The sequence below is a fragment of the Streptomyces oryzae genome (assembly GCF_017676365.1).
In the GTDB taxonomy this organism is placed as follows: domain Bacteria; phylum Actinomycetota; class Actinomycetes; order Streptomycetales; family Streptomycetaceae; genus Streptomyces; species Streptomyces oryzae.
The window spans coordinates 1-14,899 of sequence record NZ_JADKMA010000090.1 but is presented as its reverse complement, the minus strand read 5'-3'; the positions used below and the strand labels follow the sequence as shown (position 1 = coordinate 14,899).

Sequence of the window (14,899 nt, the reverse complement as noted above, 5' to 3'; positions counted from 1 at the left end):
ATGGCTCTACGCAATGCGGTACTCGCAGCGCTCCTCGAGGGTGAGTCGTCCGGATACGACCTGGCCAAGGGGTTCGACGCCTCGATCGCCAACTTCTGGATGGCCACCCCGCAGCAGCTCTACCGGGAGCTGACCCGCATGGAGGCCGAGGGGCTGCTCGCCGCGCGCGTCGTCCAGCAGGAGCGACGGCCCAACAAGCGGCTGTTCTCGCTCACCGGGGCCGGGCGTGCGGCGCTGCGGGAGTTCGCGGCCGAGCCTCCCCGGCCGGGCGCCATCCGCGACGAGCTGATGGTCAAGGTCCAGGCCCTGGACGAGGCGGGCCCTGAGGTCGTCCGGGAGTTCGTCGCCGAGCGCGCACAGTGGGCGCGCGGCAAGCTCGACCGCTATCGCCGGCTGCGCGAGCGGCTGCTGGACGGCCGCACCGAGGAGGAGTATCTGCGCGACGCCGAGCGCGTCGGCCCCTACCTCACCCTGCTGCGTGGCATCTCCTTCGAGGAGGAGAACCTGCGCTGGTGCGAACGCGTCCTGAACGTCCTGGACGAGCGCACCGGGGCCACGGATCGCGCCTGACCGACCGCTGGGGGCTTCGCATGACCGCACTACGTTACGAGCGCTATGTCGCCCTCGGTGACAGCCAGACCGAGGGGGTCGGCGACGGCGACGACGCCGGCGGCCTGCGCGGCTGGGCCGACCGCCTCGCCGAGCGGCTCGCGCTCACCAGTCCCGGGCTCGGCTACGCCAACCTCGCGGTCCGCGGCCGGCAGGCCGGGCCCATCCGTGCCGAACAGCTCGCTCCGGCCCTGGAGTTGCGCCCGGACCTGGCCACCGTCGTGGCCGGCATGAACGACCTCATCCGTCCCGGCTTCGACGCCGACGAGGTGGCCGGGCACCTGGAAGCGATGTTCGCCGCCCTGACCGCCGCCGGTGCCCGGGTCGCCACGCTCACCTTCCCCGACGTCTCCCGTATCACCCCGCTCGCCCGGCCGCTGGCGCCGCGGGTGACCGTTCTCAACGCCCGTATCCGTGCCGCCGCCGGCCGCCACGGAGTGCTGGTCGCCGAGACACACGGGCACCCCGTCGTCACCGACCCCCGGCTGTGGAGCGCCGACCGGCTGCACGCCAGCCCTCTCGGCCACCAGCGCATCGCCGACGCCATCGCCCACGCCCTTTCCCTCCCCGGCGCGGACGGCTCTTGGGCCGAGCCGCTGCCTCCCGTACCCGCCCCCGGCCGCCTGCGCGCGACGGCAGCGGAACTCCGCTGGGCAGTGGCCTTCCTCGGCCCGTGGGCCGGCCGCCGCCTCCGCGGCCGCTCCTCCGGCGACCACCGCACCGCCAAGCGACCCCGGCTGTTGCCGGTGGACCGGTGAATGGTGGCGGAGCGATGTAGAGGGCGATGTAGGGGGCATTTTGTGTGCCGGGGTCTGTGATCAGGAGTGCTGCCCACCTGGTGAGGGCCGAGGGCCGAGGGCTCAGGCGGTCACCTTGGTGAAGAACTCGGCGAGGTTCGCCGTGGTGCGCCGGATCTTGTCCTCCACGGTCAGGGACTCGTGGAACCGGGCGATGAGGCCGGTGTCCTTCTTGCCCCGTATATAGAGCGAGCAGCTCAGGTCGGTGCACAGGTAGACGCCCACCGAGTTGCCCTGCTGCCCAGGCTTGCCCGCCTTGGGGGCGACCATCAGGGAGACGCCGCCGGTGTGGTCGGTCACGCATACCGAGCACAGGCTGCGCCGGGTCTGCCAGGGGGCGGGGCTGGGGGAGCGCAGGGTGAGGGCCTTCGGGTGGCCGTCCAGCTCGGTCACCAGATAGGCGCGGTCGGGGGCGCGCGGGTCCCGCCAGCCGAGGTAGTCCAGGTCGTCCCAGGGGCGCTCGGCCAGGTCGTACGGCACGAACAGGCGTTTGGCCTCGCCTTTTGTGCAGTTCACGAACGCGCTGCGGATCTCTCGTTCAGTCAGTGGTTTCACGAAGTGCGAGGCTAAATTGCCTAAAAGATTTAGGCAACTGCATTATTGGTGCTGGTGGAAAGGAGGACCGTCAAGGTGCGGGCAGGACCGACCGCTGAGCGGTTGACCGGAGCGGGCGCGGAGCTCGCCGACGAGGTGGGCTTCGACCAGGTGACCGTCTCGGCGCTCGCCCGGCGGTTCGACGTCAAGGTCGCGAGCCTGTACGCGCACCTGAAGAACTCCCAGGACCTCAAGACCAGGATCGCGCTGTCGGCCCTGGAGGAACTGGCCGACCGCGCCGCCGAGGCGCTGGCCGGGCGGGCCGGCAAGGATGCGCTCAGCGCCTTCGCGAACGTCTACCGCGACTACGCCAGGGAACACCCCGGCCGCTACGCCGCCGCCCAGATGCGGCTCGACCCCGAGACGGCCGCCGCGAGCGCCGGCGTCCGGCACGCCCGGATGACCCGCGCGCTCCTGCGCGGCCACGACCTGCCGGAGCCGGACCAGACGCACGCGGTCCGGATGCTGGGCAGCGTCTTCCATGGCTACGTCAGCCTGGAGATGGGCGGCGGGTTCAGCCACAGCGCCCCGGACACGGACGAGACCTGGGCACGGATACTGGAAGCCCTCGACGCGCTGCCGCGCAACTGGCCCGCGCCATGATCCGGGCGCCCGTCTCCCCGGAACCGCAGGAATCTGGCCTTCCGATCTGGCCTTCCGCTCTGTTCTGACCAGGAGCTGCCCCTGGATGCCGATTGCAGACTGCCGGTGAGTTTCAGCTGAGCGCGCAGTTCCCCGCGCCCCTTCGGGGCGCAACTCGCCCCGCACCCGCGCCGCCACGACCACCCGGAGACGACCACCCGGATTCGCACCCCCTCACCCCAGGCGGAGGCCATGCACACCGAAGACGACCTGATCGGCACACCCCTCACCCCCGACCTGCTGCGCGGCGCCCTCGAGGTGGAGCGGACCGAGCGCGGGCTGCTGCCGCACCGGCTGCCCGCGTGGGCCCGTGCGCAGTGCGGTGACGGCCAGCTCGCCATGGCCGAGTCGCAGCCCTCAGGCGTACGGCTGGTCTTCCGTACCCGGGCGACCACGATCGAACTGGACACGCTGCCCACCAAGCGGGTCTACGTGGGCGCCCCGCCGGGCCCGGACGGCGTGTACGACCTGCTCGTCGACGGGCGGCCGGGCGGCCGCGCTGAGGTGAGCGGCGGCAATGTGCTGACCATCGACATGGCCACCTCAGCCGCCGAGTCGGAACCCGGTCCCGTCGGTACCGCGCGCTTCACCGGTCTGCCCGACCGCCTCAAGGACGTCGAGGTCTGGCTGCCGCACGACGAGACCACCGAGCTGGTCGCCCTGCGCACCGACGCCCCTGTCGAACCGCTCGCGGACCCGGGCGGCCCGGTGTGGCTGCACCACGGCAGTTCGATCAGCCAGGGCTCCAACGCCCGGAACCCGACCGGGATCTGGCCCGCGGTTGCCGCGCGGCTCGGCGGCGTACAGCTGGTCAATCTGGGCCTGGGCGGCAGCGCGCTCCTCGACCCGTTCACCGCACGGACGATGCGGGAAGCGCCGGCGGACCTGATCAGCCTCAAGATCGGCATCAATCTGGTCAACGCCGATCTGATGCGGCTGCGCGCCTTCGGCCCTGCCGTGCACGGCTTTCTCGACACCGTCAGGGAAGGGCACCCCACCGCGCCGCTGCTGGTCGTCTCGCCCGTCCACTGCCCCATCCACGAGGAGACGCCCGGCCCCTGCCTCCCGGACCTCGGTGCAATGGGTGCCGGGCAAGTGCGGTTCCTGGCAGCGGGCGATCCGGCGGAGCAGTCGAGCGGGAAGCTGACGCTGAGCGTGATCCGTCAGGAGCTGTCCCGCCTCGTGGAGCAGCGGGCCGCCGAGGATCCGAACCTCTACTACCTCGACGGCCGCGAGCTCTACGGGCCCGCCGACTTCGCCCAGTTGCCGCTGCCCGACCAGCTCCACCCCGATGCCGAGACCCATCGGCGCATGGGCGAGCGGTTCGCTGCGCTTGCTTTCGGGGAGGGAGGTCTGCTCCGGCGCGGCGTGCTTCACGGAGACTCGCCGTAGAGCTTCGCGGATCTGCCGTGTGCGGGTGCGTGCTGGTTGCGCGCGCAGTTCCCCGCGCCCCTACGGGGCGCAGTTTCCCGCACCCCTCCAAGGCGCCGTCACTCCGTGCGCAGCCCGTCCGGGCGCATCAGGCGCCACAGTTGCGGCATGCTCAGCAGGGTCACCGTGGCGATCACCGCGGTACCGGCGCCGAGCATGGGGACGATGGAGCTCCAGTCGGTGACGCTCTGGCCGATCATCCTGAGCAGGGCCCAGCCGAGACCGATGCCGAAGCCCGTGGCCAGCGCGAGGCCGAGGGCCACCGGGATCGCCGTCTGCCACAGGACCGAGGCGCCCAGTGTGGTGCGGCGGGTGCCGAAGGCGACCAGGACGGCCAGCTGCCGCTTGCGCTCCCGCAGTTGCTCCAGCTGCGAGATGACCATGCTGGCGCCGATCAGCACCAGCACGGCCGAGGCTGCGGCGAAGATGCCCCGGCTCACCTGGCGGAACGCGGCTGAGGGCTCCCGGTCGCGGATCGGCATCGCGAAGGCGGCGGGGTCGTGCCGGAAGACGGTGGTCCGTACGTGCTCCATCGCCTCGGGCTCGTCGTCCTTGAGCCGGACCCAGGCGGAGTACTGGCTGTCGAGCCGGTCGGCGGGCAGCGCCGAGGGGGTGACGAGCACTCCGGCGAACGGCATGCCCCAGGCGGACCGTTTCCCGGTGACGGCGGGGGTGCGGGCGGGGATGCGCCAGGTGGCGGTGCCATGGCCGCCGGGCCCGGCCACCTTGAGCGCGCTTCCGGCGGGCGGCGGGGGCTCCACGCTGTCGTCCTCGCCGGACTGCTTGCCCGGCATCGCGCGGAAGACCTGGCCCTCGCGGCAGGAGTCGAGGTCGGCCAGCTCGCGCAGGGTGGCGCAGCTTCCGACGAAGACCTCGGTGTACGCGTCCTTCTTTCCCTCGACTGCCTGGTTGCCCTCCAGGAAACCGGTCGCCGAGGCGACGCCCTCGGTGTTCTTCAGGGCACGCGTCAGCTGCCGGGCGTCCGTGCTGCCGGCCGAGGTGTCGGTGACGCTCACGGTCCCGTCGGCCGTGCGCTTCAGGCCGGTGGGGTGCGAGGTGTCCGCCTCGGCCCCGGCGAAGAGGAGCTGCAGCGCGACGGCTCCGGCCACGGCGACGGTGATCCCGCTGACCGCCCGGGTCGCCGTGCCGCTGGACAGCTGGAGCCGGCGTACGGCCAGCTGCCAGGAGACCGGGCCGCCACGCAACATGCCGACCAGCCGCTCCACCGCCCACGGCAGCAGCAGGGCGATCCCGCCGAGCAGCAGCACCACTCCCGAGACGACCTGTATCTCGTTCACCTCGCCGCCCCCGCGCAGAGCGCCCGCCAGCGGCAGCAGCAGCGCCAGCCCGGCGAAGGGGGGCAGCAGCCGCCACCACAGCCGGCGCGGGCGCGGCGTGTTCTCGCGCACCACACGTACCGGCTCGATGGTCACGCCCCGCAGCGCGAACACGGAGACACCCACCGTCATCAGCGGCACCCCGAGCAGCACCAGCGCACCCAGCCACACGTCGGGCACCACGTCGGAGGGGAAGACGCTGAGACCGAACAGCGTGACGGAGCCGATCAGTTGCCGGCCCAGCACGAAGACCAGCCCGCCGAACAGCATCCCCAGCAGGCCGCCCGCCAGCGATTCGCCCGCGGCGATCCGGCGCGTCATGGCGGCGTCCGCGCCCACCAGCCGCAGGGCCGCCAGCCGCTGGTCCCGGCGTTCGCCGCCGAACCTGGCGGCCGTACCGATGAAGATGGCCACCGGCATCAGCAGCACCGCGCAGGCCACGGTGCCCAGCAGGATCAGCACCGGGTCGACGGGCTGCCGCTGCTCGATCTCGCCGAAGAACTTCACGCGCGCGGCGTCGTCGGGCTTCAGCTTGTCGCTGCCCAGATAGAAGGCGAGTTCGTGCGGTCCGAGCAGTCCCTCGTCGCCGATGACGCCGACGACGCGCGCGTCGAGCCGGTGTGCCAGCTCGGCGCCCTCGTCGGAGGCGAGCAGCTTCTTCAGCGCCGGTGACACCAGCATCTCGCCGGGCCCCGGGACGCGGTCGGTGCCCGGCGGGGTGACGGGGTGGTCGCCGTCGGCCTGGAGCGTCCTCCCGTAAAGCTCCAGGCTGTGGTACTTCGTGCCGGCGTCCTCGGACAGCACTGTGCGGTCGGTGGCCTTGGCGTCGTCTTCGGCGGTGACGTTGCCCGCCACCGAGCCGTTGACCGACCGGGCGTCGCCGCGGGACTCCTGCGCACCCATCATCTTCGGCACCGCCGCCGCCAGCAGCAGCATCGCCACTCCGAGCCCGACTCCGACGGCGGTCAGTACCGTACGGATCCAGCCCTGGCGGCCGGAGAAGGCGAAGCCGACGCCCATCGTCAGGTCCCGCGTCCACTCGCGCACCGGGTGCGCCCGCGTGCGCCGGCTCATGCCGCTCCCGCCATGGCGCCGGTGTCCTGGACCGTGCCGTCCCGGACGACGACCTCCCGGTCGGAGTATGCGGCGACCCGCGACTCGTGGGTGACCAGGACGACCGCGGCCTGCGTCTCGCGCGCCGCCTCGGTCAGCAACTGCATGACACGTTCGCCGTTGAGCGAGTCGAGGGCACCGGTCGGCTCGTCGGCAAAGACCACGCGGGGCGAGGCGGCCAGCGCGCGGGCCACGGCGACGCGCTGACCCTGGCCGCCGGATATCTGGCCGGGCCGGTGGTGGCGTACGTCGTCGACCTCCAGCCGCGCCAGCCATTCCCTGGCACGCGCTTCGGCCTCCTTGCGGCCGGTGCCCGCGAGCCGCATCGGGAGCGCCGCGTTCTCCAGGCAGCTCAGCTCGGGCACCAGCTGGCCGAACTGGAAGACGAAGCCGAAGTCGCCCCTGCGCAGTTCGCTGCGCTCGGCGTCGGACAGGCCGGACATCTCCCGGCCCTGGTAGGTGACCTTCCCGGTGTCCGGCGGGACGATCCCGGCCATGCAGTGCAGCAGCGTGGACTTGCCGGAGCCGGAGGGGCCCAGCACCGCGACGATCTCCCCGGCGCTGATGGAGAAGTCGGCCCCGGCGAGGGCCGCCGTCGAGCCGTAGGTCTTGTGCAGGCCCTCGGCGTGGAGCAGGGCGCCCGGTGGCGGACCGCCCTCTGCGGCGGGGGCGGTGGCGCTGGGCGAGGAAAACATCGGGACACCTCCGAGGTGTGCTAGCCGGGCCGGGCGGCGGCCGTCTCGGACGGCTCAGCGGTTGCCGGCTGGTAGGGATACGCGGGACACTACACGAGGTGTATACACCGTGTGTATAGCGGCCCGTGAGAGCAGGACGCCGCCCGCCCGGCCGCTGGTTGCGCGACCGCTGCCACTGATTCCGGCCGGCTCCCCTCCACGCCGGCCGGACAGCGTGTTCGATGGCGGGACCGGCGGAAAAGTTCACGGCGATCCGGTGCCGGAGGGGCCGGGGTGCGAAGGGGCCGGTGCGCGGAGGGAGGGGTGACAAGGAGGGGTCGGCGGGACCAGACTGGAAATGTCCACGATGTCCGCAATGAGAGTGGTCGGGAAGTGGTCGCTGTGACGACCTCCACGACGCAGAAATGGCACCTCAAGGGCGAGTGGTTCGACGCCTGCAAGTGCACGGTGCCCTGCCCCTGCTCGTTCGCCCAGGACCCTACGTTCGGCGACTGCAACGGCATCCTGCTGTGGCAGATCCGCGAGGGCAACTACGGGGACACCAGGCTCGACGGTCTCAATGTGGCGATGCTCGGCTCCTTCGTCGGCAACCCCTGGGCCGGTGACGTCAAGGACGCCTACGCCGCATTCTTCATAGACGACCGTGCGGATGACCAGCAGCGCACCGCCCTCCAGGCGATCTTCGGCGGCGAGGCGGGCGGCTGGCCCGCGCAGTTCGGCGAGATGCTGAGCCCCGAGATGCGCGGCCTGGAGACCGCGCCGATCGAGGTCTCCATAGACGACGACCTCGGTACGTGGCGGATGCGCATCCCCGAGAAGGCCGAAGCCGTCGTCGAGGCGCTGACCGGGCCCACGACCCGCGAGGGCGAGCGGGTGCAGGTCCACCACCTGCCCGGCGCCGAGACCGGACCCGGCCAGGGCCCCTCCACATGGGGGAAGGCCATCGTCGACCGGGCCGACGCCTACGGCTTCGAGTGGGACCGCTCGGGCCGCTCCAGCAAGCTGATCCCCTTCGACTGGTACGGCCCGGACGCCGGATGACGGCCACGAGCGCGCGGCCCCGTATCCGCCCGGAGGCCCGGGGCATTCCCTCCCTCCGGGCCTGGACGCGGCTGGAGAGGCTGCTGGCCGGACTGCTGCTCGCCCTGGCCGCGGTGGCCTGGCTGGTGACCAGCGTGCTGGCCATGCCCGACATGGGCTCCGGCATTCTCACCGGCATGCGGCCGATGAAGCCGGGGATGGGGAACGAGGCCGTCGTCCAGCCGGCGGCCTTCGGGTTCTTCATGCTCACCTGGGTGGTGATGATGGCGGCGATGATGCTGCCCGCCATCACCCCCTTCACGGTCGGTATGCGCCGGCTGCTGGGAGCGCGCGCCACGACGGGCACCATGAGTGCGCTCACGGCGGGTTACCTGGCGGTATGGGGGGCCGCGGGCCTCCTCGGCTACGCCGTCGTCCGCGCCTTCGAATCCACCGCCATGAGCGGCGGCTCACTGGCCGTACGCATCGGCGCGGTCGTGCTGCTGGTCGCGGGTGTCTACCAGTTCACGCCGCTCAAGAACTGGTGCCTGGTGCGCTGCCGGTCCCCGCTGGCCCTGGTGATGCGGTACGCGGAACCGACCGCGCGCAGCAACCGCGGCGCCTTCGCCGTCGGCGTACGGCACGGCGGCTACTGCCTCGGCTGCTGCTGGGCCCTCATGGCGGTGCTGCTGGCCGCGGGTGTGATGAGCCTGGTCTGGATGGCCGCGGTCGCCGCGGTGATCACCATCGAGAAAGCTTCTCCCCGCCCCCAGTTGACCAGCCGCCTTCTCGGCACCCTCCTCGTCGCCCTCGGCCTCACCTTCCTGGCGGCACCGGGACTGCTGCCCATGGCTTGACGCCCCGAAGGGGCGTACGCCCCAAATGTCGGGTTTGCGCTACCGTAATCGTATGAAGACCGTACGACGCGTCTTCCGTCTCGCCTCGGTGCTCGCAACGGTGCTGGCCGCGCTGCTGTTGGTGGTCGCGGCTGCCGCCGGGCCGCGCGCCGCGGACAGCGGCGGTCGCGGCGACGGCGTCGCGGACGCGGCGAACGCCCTGCGGAACGGTCCCGTCTACGTCGACCCGAAGGCCCGCGACGTGCTGCCACCGTCCGCCGCCGACGTGCTCGGCAACAAGATCGAGCGGGCGGACAAGCCGGTCCTCGTCGCCGTCCTGCCCGCCGGCGGCGGGTTCGACCGGCACACGCTGCTGCGCGACCTGCGCACCGAGACGGGCATCACCGGCGTCTACGCGGTCGCACTCGGCAACCGCTTCGACGCGGGCGCCGACCACCAGGTGATGCCGCGCGACGCCGTACGGAACGTGGTCGGCGCCGTGCAGCGCGCCCACCCCGGAGACCCGAGGGCGATGGTCGGCGACTTCGTCGGGCAGGCGCTCCGGCAGGCGGACGGCGTCGCTCCGGCGGCCTGGCACGACGGCGGCACCGGGCAGGACGGCGGCCGTACCGGCGGCGGCACCACGGCCATCGTCACGCTCGGCGTCCTGGTGCTGCTGGCCGCGGGCGGCGCCTTCCTGATCAGCATGGGCGGGCGCAGGCGCCAGGAGCGGCAGGACCGGGCCGGGCTGGAGCGGCTGCGCCCGGTCGTGGACGAGGACATCACCGCGTTCGGCGAGGAGCTGGGCCGGATCGGCTTCGACCCCACCACAGCGGCCGGCCGAGTGGGCCGGGAGCAGGCCGACGCGGCCCGCGAGGACTACGCGCGGGCGCTCGACGCGTACGAGGACGCCAAGGCCGCGATGGGCAAGGCCCGCCGCCCGCAGGACGTACGCCGGGTGAGCGAGGCCCTGGGGGAGGGCCGCTTCGCCCTCGCCACCCTGGACGCGCGACTGGGCGGCAAACCGCTGCCCGAGCGCCGCCCGCCCTGCTTCTTCGACCCCCGGCACGGCCCGTCGGTGGAGGACGTGCAGTGGACACCGCCGGGCGCTACGGAGCGGACGGTGCCGGTCTGCGCCGCGGACGCGGCCCGGCTGGCGGACGGGGACGAACCGCCGGCCCGCGAGGTCGGCACCCCGCAGGGCCCCCGGCCGTACTGGGAGGCAGGTCCGGTGTACGCACCCTGGGCCGCCGGATACTTCGGCGGAGCCCTGCTGCCCGGACTCCTGATGGGCACCATGCTGGGCAACGCGCTGGGCGGCGGCTACGCGTACGGTGCGGACGGCTACGGCGGTCCCGGGGACGGTGACTTCGGCGGCGGCGACTTCTCCGGCGGCGATTTCGACGCCCGCGACTTCGGCGGCGGCTTCGGGGACGGTGGCGGTGGTTTCGGCGGCGGGGACTTCGGCGGGGGCTTCTGAGGAGTCCAACGCGCATGGACAAGCGGGGGTTTCACCTGACGAGTCGCTGGTTACGTGCACCTGTACGCGGGAGTGAGCTCGCCCTGCGCAGGCACCGGCGGGTTGAGGACACAGCCCCCGGTGCCGTTTTTGCGCCGAAAGCGCGGTTGATGCGGGGTTGCTGCTGCCGGGGCAGTGGGTTCAGTCTCGGAAGTGTCTGGAGTGCGGGAGCTTTCGGAGGCGGAGGCTCCTCGCAATGAAGGACCGTCCGAGCGCTGGGAGACGTCGATGAGTGCCGCAACCGGCTCTGTGCGTACCTCTGCGGCCGCGGAGTGCTCGCGGCGCAGAGCTGTGCCGCGGGCCGCTGCCGCGGATGCCGGCTCCGCGGATGCCGGCTCCGCGGATTTGGAGCGGGAGCAGTTGGCCGCGCAGGTGGAGGAGTTGAGAGCCGAGGTCGGGCAGCTGCGGCAGGCGCTGGAGACCCGCCCGGTCATCGACCAGGCCCGTGGCATGGTGATGGCCCTCGCGCCGTGCGACGCGGAGACGGCCTGGCAGGTTCTGGTGCGGGTCTCCCAGCACTCCAACATCAAGCTGCGGAGCGTGGCCTCCGCGCTGGTGGCCGGCGCGGAGGGGGCGCCTGTGCCCAAGCCCATACGGAAGAACTTGGCTGCTGCCCTGCGGAGTTTGCCCCGGTGAGGGGCTGCCCCTGGCGGTTGTTTGCGGTCTGCGGCTTGCGTCGTGGCTTGTCGCGCAGTTCCCCGCGCCCCTGAATCGCCAGCTCTTGCGCTTGGGAGCAGCTACCTCGCCGGAGGCGCCGGTGGCTCGGAGGATTCCGGTCTGCCCGTGCTGGGGTGGCGGTGGTGGACGGGGGAGAAGTCCACCGCCTGCTGCGCCTCCTGCTGAAGCTCCTCCGCGGCCTGGCGCACATCGCCGGGCACGTCGCCGTGCTCCTCGATCAGGCTGTCGTAGATGGGCGGTCCTGTGGCGTTGTCGATCGGCATGGGGAAGAGCTCCTGGTGAGGGTACGGACATACAACCGGCCACCCACTTGGTGCGTGCGGGCGGCCAGACGCCGACCTTACGCCCTCGCCCCGTGCCGCCCCCCGGCGGGCTCACACACCGGTTGTTCGGTCGGCTGTTTGACGAGGCGCTGAACGGTTACGCACACGGGTACGTGCGGCGACGTCGCCACACGCAGGCACCGGCAGGTTGGAAGAACAGCCGCCGGTGCCGCCAAGATGTGAACCGGTGGGACGGAACCCGATCGAGGGGGTTTATCGGTCCCAGCGCCGGTTACACAAGAGACCACGTGCTTGGGAGGACAGGCACATCCGCGGGAGGCGACCGCATCAGGTCACCCCGGGTGTGTATCCCGAGCCCCGGGTGCTCACCCGATCCGCTTCTCCCGCGGTTGTCCACGTGTCAGCGACACCGGGAGGAGCCAGATCCCATGTGCCCCGTACGGTACCGGCCCCAGCGAACCCGCCACAGCCATGACGACGCTCCCGACACCGCGAAGGAATTCGCACGGCTGGCCGCGCTGCCGGAGGGTCCCGAGCGGGAGGAGCTGAGCAGCCGCCTCGTGGAGGCATGGCTGCCGATGGCCCACCGGCTGGCCGCCAAGTACCGCAACCGCGGCGAGTCCCTGGAGGACCTGGAGCAGGTGGCCGCGCTCGGTCTGGTCAAGGCCGTCGACCGGTACGACCCGGCGCTCGGCACCCCGTTCGTGCCGTTCGCCGTACCGACCATCACCGGCGAGATCCGCCGGCACTTCCGCGACCACACCTGGGACGTGCACGTACCGCGCCGGGTGCAGGAGTTGCGCAACAAGGTGCGGGCCGCCGTGCGGGAACTGAGCACGACGCCCGACGACCGCGCCCCCTCCGTCGAGCGGATCGCCGAGCACACCGGCATGCCCGAGGAGGATGTGGCGGCCGGTCTCGAGGCGATCGGCAGCTTCCGCTCGCTCTCCCTGGACGCCTCGATGCCGGCGGGCTCCGACGACGGCTTCTCGCTGGCCGACACCTTCGGCCACACCGAGGGCGAGTACGACACGGTGGTGGCGCGCGAGGCGGTCAAGCCGTGCCTGCGCGAACTGCCCGAACGGCAGCGCCGCGTCCTGTACTTGCGGTTCTTCCGGGACATGTCGCAGTCCCGGATCGGCCAGGAGCTGGGCATCTCGCAGATGCACGTCTCCCGGCTGCTGACCAAGAGCTTCGAGCGGGTACGCCACCAGGTCGAGCGCGACCGCAGGGGCGGCCGCGCGCACGCGGCCGCGCGCACAACCGTGCACCGGAATCCGGCGACCGTGCGCGACGGCGTCGCAGCCGCTTGACCGTGCCGTCCGAGAGGAAGGAAAGCTCAGCATGCTGATGGCGCACCCGGCCGTTCTCCTTGATCTGATCGAGCAGTACGAGGCGCTCAGCGCGCTGCATGCGGAGGACGGTTCCCCTGAGAGCCGGCGGCGGATGGAGGACATCGGGTACACGCTGTGCGTGGCGACGGGGACGCGCGACGTGGACGCCGCGCTGATTGCGGCCCGGCACCGGTTGCCGGGGGCCCGTACGGAGGATGACTCGCTGCTCGGCTCTGCGTAGCCGGTCCTTTGGCGGGCCCCGCCGTGGGAGCTTCGCCGGTTGTCCGGGTGCCGGTTGTTTGTGGTTGCTCGCGCAGTTCCCCGCGCCCCTGCGGGGCGCTCTCACCGTGTAGTCGTCAGGTGCAGGGCCTCGATGACCTCGTCGTCGGTGATCTGGGGGAAGCGCTCGTACCAGAGGCCGACGGCCTCGAAGACGGCGGGCTGTTGCAGGCAGATCACCGTGTCGGCTTCGTGGCTGAGGGCCTGGACGGACTGGGGGGAGCCGACCGGGACCGCCAGCACGAGGCGGGCGGGTTCCTGGCGCAGCAGATACCGCAGCGCGGCCCGGGCCGTGACGCCGGTGGCCAGCCCGTCGTCCACGAGGATGACGGTGCGGCCGTCGATCCGCGGCTCCGGGCGGTTGCCGCGGTACAGATGCTGGCGGCGGTGCATCTCGGTCCGCTCGTGCGCCACCGTCGAGGACAGCCGGTCCTGGGTCAGGCCGAGCATCTCCAGAGCCGTCTCGTCGAAGACGGGTGGATCCTCACCGGCGATGGCTCCCACGCCGTACTCCGGCCGGCCCGGCAGGCCGATCTTGCGGGCGACCAGCACGTCCAGCGGCGCGTGCAGCTCGCGTGCCACCTCGGCCGCCACGGGGACGCCGCCCCGGGGCAGCGCCAGGACCAGCGGGTCCGGCAGACCTTCCGTACGCTGCATCTCGCTGAGCGCCGCCGCGAGTTCGCGGCCTGCCTGGATGCGGTCTGGATATCGCATCGGGGGCTCCCTTCGGGACAGGTTCCGGTTGGTTCCGCGCCCTCACTCGCCGTCCGTGGTGGGCGGGAGCGCGAACCACTTGGCGGCCTCCCTCGCGGCCTCCTCCAAGGTGCCCGGCTCTTCGAACAGGTGGGTGGCGCCCGGGACGATGTGGATCCGGTGCGGGGCACGCATCCGCTCGGCGGCGGCCTCGTTCAGCCGCAGCACCTGATGGTCGTCCCCGCCGACGATCAGCAGCACCGGCGCCAGCACGTCCGGCAGCGCCTCACCCGCCAGATCGGGCCGGCCGCCTCGGGAGACCACCGCGTAGACGGTGCCGGGGCGCTGCGCCGCAGCCGTCAGCGCCGCCGCCGCTCCGGTGCTCGCCCCGAAGAGACCCACCGGCAGCCCGGCCGTTCCCTCGTGCCGGGTCAGTTCGTCGACGGCCGACACCAGACGGCGGGCCAGCAGCGGGATGTCGAACCGGTGCTCGGCCGTCACCGCGTCGATCTGCTCCTCGTCCTCGGTCAGCAGGTCCAGCAGCAATGTGGCCAGCCCCTCCCCGCGCAGCGCGGCGGCGACCGTGCGATTGCGGGGGCTGAACCGCGAGCTGCCGCTGCCGTGGGCGAAGAGCACGGCTCCGGTCACCCGTTCCGGCACCTGGAGATCGCCGATGAGCACCGCTCCGTCGTCGGTCCTGATGTGCACGGTTTCCATGGTTTCGGTGGCCATGACCTCCTCACTTCCCCTCGCAGCCCGCGCGCCTCAGGGCTCGCCCCAGGGCTGACGTGTCACGCAGTTGTCGCACAGTTCCAGCGCTTCCCCCGGGTGCCCCTGGATCCCTCGGCCCAACCACGCCCCCACCTTGAGCTGGGGTTTCGCTCATATTGCTCGCGGATGACGCTCTTGTGACGGCCACGTCGCGCTGCTTACGGTCGGGCGACCGCAGGGCACCGGGGCCCCGTCGCAGGGCCACCGCGTGCTCCGTCACCGGGCACCGGGTCTCCGCCGCGACGCGACGGGGTTCCGGGCGGGTCC

The 14,899-nt window shown here is 72.2% G+C and carries 16 protein-coding genes; 10 read left to right on the top strand and 6 right to left on the bottom strand.

The genetic code is table 11. The annotated features are described in order from the left end of the window. Together ITI46_RS18560 and ITI46_RS18555 are read left to right on the top strand one after the other, a co-directional pair. Window positions 1-570, top strand: coding sequence for a PadR family transcriptional regulator (locus tag ITI46_RS18560; RefSeq protein ID WP_209240771.1), 570 nt, complete (start codon window positions 1-3; stop codon window positions 568-570). Window positions 571-590: 20 nt separating this feature from the next. Further along, window positions 591-1,367, top strand: coding sequence for an SGNH/GDSL hydrolase family protein (locus ITI46_RS18555; protein WP_209240770.1), 777 nt, complete (start codon window positions 591-593; stop codon window positions 1,365-1,367). Window positions 1,368-1,469: 102 nt separating this feature from the next. On the opposite strand, the gene ITI46_RS18550 is transcribed toward ITI46_RS18555, so the two are convergent. Continuing rightward, on the bottom strand, window positions 1,470-1,961 hold the full coding sequence (locus tag ITI46_RS18550) for an FBP domain-containing protein (RefSeq protein WP_209240769.1): 492 nt from the start codon (window positions 1,959-1,961) through the stop codon (window positions 1,470-1,472). A gap of 75 nt (window positions 1,962-2,036) precedes the next feature. On the opposite strand from ITI46_RS18550, the gene ITI46_RS18545 reads away from it, so the two are divergent. Both ITI46_RS18545 and ITI46_RS18540 read left to right on the top strand, forming a co-directional pair. After that, entirely contained in the window at window positions 2,037-2,603 is a 567-nt protein-coding gene (locus tag ITI46_RS18545) for a TetR/AcrR family transcriptional regulator (protein ID WP_209240768.1), read from the top strand. 231 nt (window positions 2,604-2,834) lie between these two features. Continuing rightward, complete coding sequence (locus tag ITI46_RS18540) at window positions 2,835-4,034, top strand: GDSL-type esterase/lipase family protein (RefSeq protein WP_209240767.1); 1,200 nt, start codon at window positions 2,835-2,837, stop codon at window positions 4,032-4,034. A gap of 98 nt (window positions 4,035-4,132) precedes the next feature. Here the strand turns inward: ITI46_RS18540 and ITI46_RS18535 are convergent, their stop codons facing one another. Further along, the gene (locus ITI46_RS18535) at window positions 4,133-6,484 is read right to left on the bottom strand and encodes an FtsX-like permease family protein (protein WP_209240766.1); all 2,352 of its coding nucleotides are present in this window, start codon (window positions 6,482-6,484) and stop codon (window positions 4,133-4,135) included. Beyond that, a complete protein-coding gene (locus ITI46_RS18530; RefSeq protein WP_209240765.1) occupies window positions 6,481-7,218 on the bottom strand; it encodes an ABC transporter ATP-binding protein in 738 nt (245 codons plus the stop codon). Before ITI46_RS18530 ends, ITI46_RS18535 begins: the two co-directional genes overlap by 4 nt. Before the next feature lie 381 nt (window positions 7,219-7,599). Between ITI46_RS18530 and ITI46_RS18525 the strand changes: the two genes are divergently transcribed. The 4 genes from ITI46_RS18525 (at window position 7,600) to ITI46_RS18510 (ending at window position 11,229) form a co-directional block, all read left to right on the top strand. Beyond that, window positions 7,600-8,259 carry a DUF1326 domain-containing protein gene (locus tag ITI46_RS18525; protein ID WP_307808226.1) on the top strand — a complete coding sequence of 220 codons (660 nt, stop codon included), beginning with the start codon at window positions 7,600-7,602 and terminating at the stop codon, window positions 8,257-8,259. Then, the gene (locus ITI46_RS18520; protein WP_209240763.1) at window positions 8,256-9,095 is read left to right on the top strand and encodes a DUF2182 domain-containing protein; all 840 of its coding nucleotides are present in this window, start codon (window positions 8,256-8,258) and stop codon (window positions 9,093-9,095) included. Before ITI46_RS18525 ends, ITI46_RS18520 begins: the two co-directional genes overlap by 4 nt. 52 nt (window positions 9,096-9,147) lie before the next feature. Beyond that, a complete protein-coding gene (locus ITI46_RS18515) occupies window positions 9,148-10,554 on the top strand; it encodes a hypothetical protein (protein ID WP_209240762.1) in 1,407 nt (468 codons plus the stop codon). 267 nt (window positions 10,555-10,821) lie between these two features. Then, complete coding sequence (locus ITI46_RS18510) at window positions 10,822-11,229, top strand: ANTAR domain-containing protein (RefSeq protein ID WP_209240761.1); 408 nt, start codon at window positions 10,822-10,824, stop codon at window positions 11,227-11,229. Window positions 11,230-11,330: 101 nt separating this feature from the next. Here ITI46_RS18510 and ITI46_RS18505 read toward each other — a convergent pair whose 3' ends face one another. Then, complete coding sequence (locus ITI46_RS18505) at window positions 11,331-11,534, bottom strand: hypothetical protein (protein WP_209240760.1); 204 nt, start codon at window positions 11,532-11,534, stop codon at window positions 11,331-11,333. Between the two features lie 449 nt (window positions 11,535-11,983). On the opposite strand from ITI46_RS18505, the gene ITI46_RS18500 reads away from it, so the two are divergent. Together ITI46_RS18500 and ITI46_RS18495 are read left to right on the top strand one after the other, a co-directional pair. After that, window positions 11,984-12,868 (top strand): SigB/SigF/SigG family RNA polymerase sigma factor, encoded by an 885-nt coding sequence (locus ITI46_RS18500; RefSeq protein ID WP_209240759.1) that lies wholly within the window; start codon window positions 11,984-11,986, stop codon window positions 12,866-12,868. A gap of 31 nt (window positions 12,869-12,899) precedes the next feature. Continuing rightward, on the top strand, window positions 12,900-13,130 hold the full coding sequence (locus ITI46_RS18495) for a DUF5133 domain-containing protein (RefSeq protein ID WP_209240758.1): 231 nt from the start codon (window positions 12,900-12,902) through the stop codon (window positions 13,128-13,130). Between the two features lie 101 nt (window positions 13,131-13,231). Here ITI46_RS18495 and ITI46_RS18490 read toward each other — a convergent pair whose 3' ends face one another. Together ITI46_RS18490 and ITI46_RS18485 are read right to left on the bottom strand one after the other, a co-directional pair. Continuing rightward, window positions 13,232-13,882, bottom strand: a complete 651-nt coding sequence (locus ITI46_RS18490) for a phosphoribosyltransferase (RefSeq protein WP_209240757.1) — start codon at window positions 13,880-13,882, stop codon at window positions 13,232-13,234. A 42-nt stretch (window positions 13,883-13,924) separates the two neighbouring features. Beyond that, entirely contained in the window at window positions 13,925-14,593 is a 669-nt protein-coding gene (locus ITI46_RS18485; protein WP_209240756.1) for a dienelactone hydrolase family protein, read from the bottom strand. Window positions 14,594-14,899 lie beyond the last annotated feature (306 nt).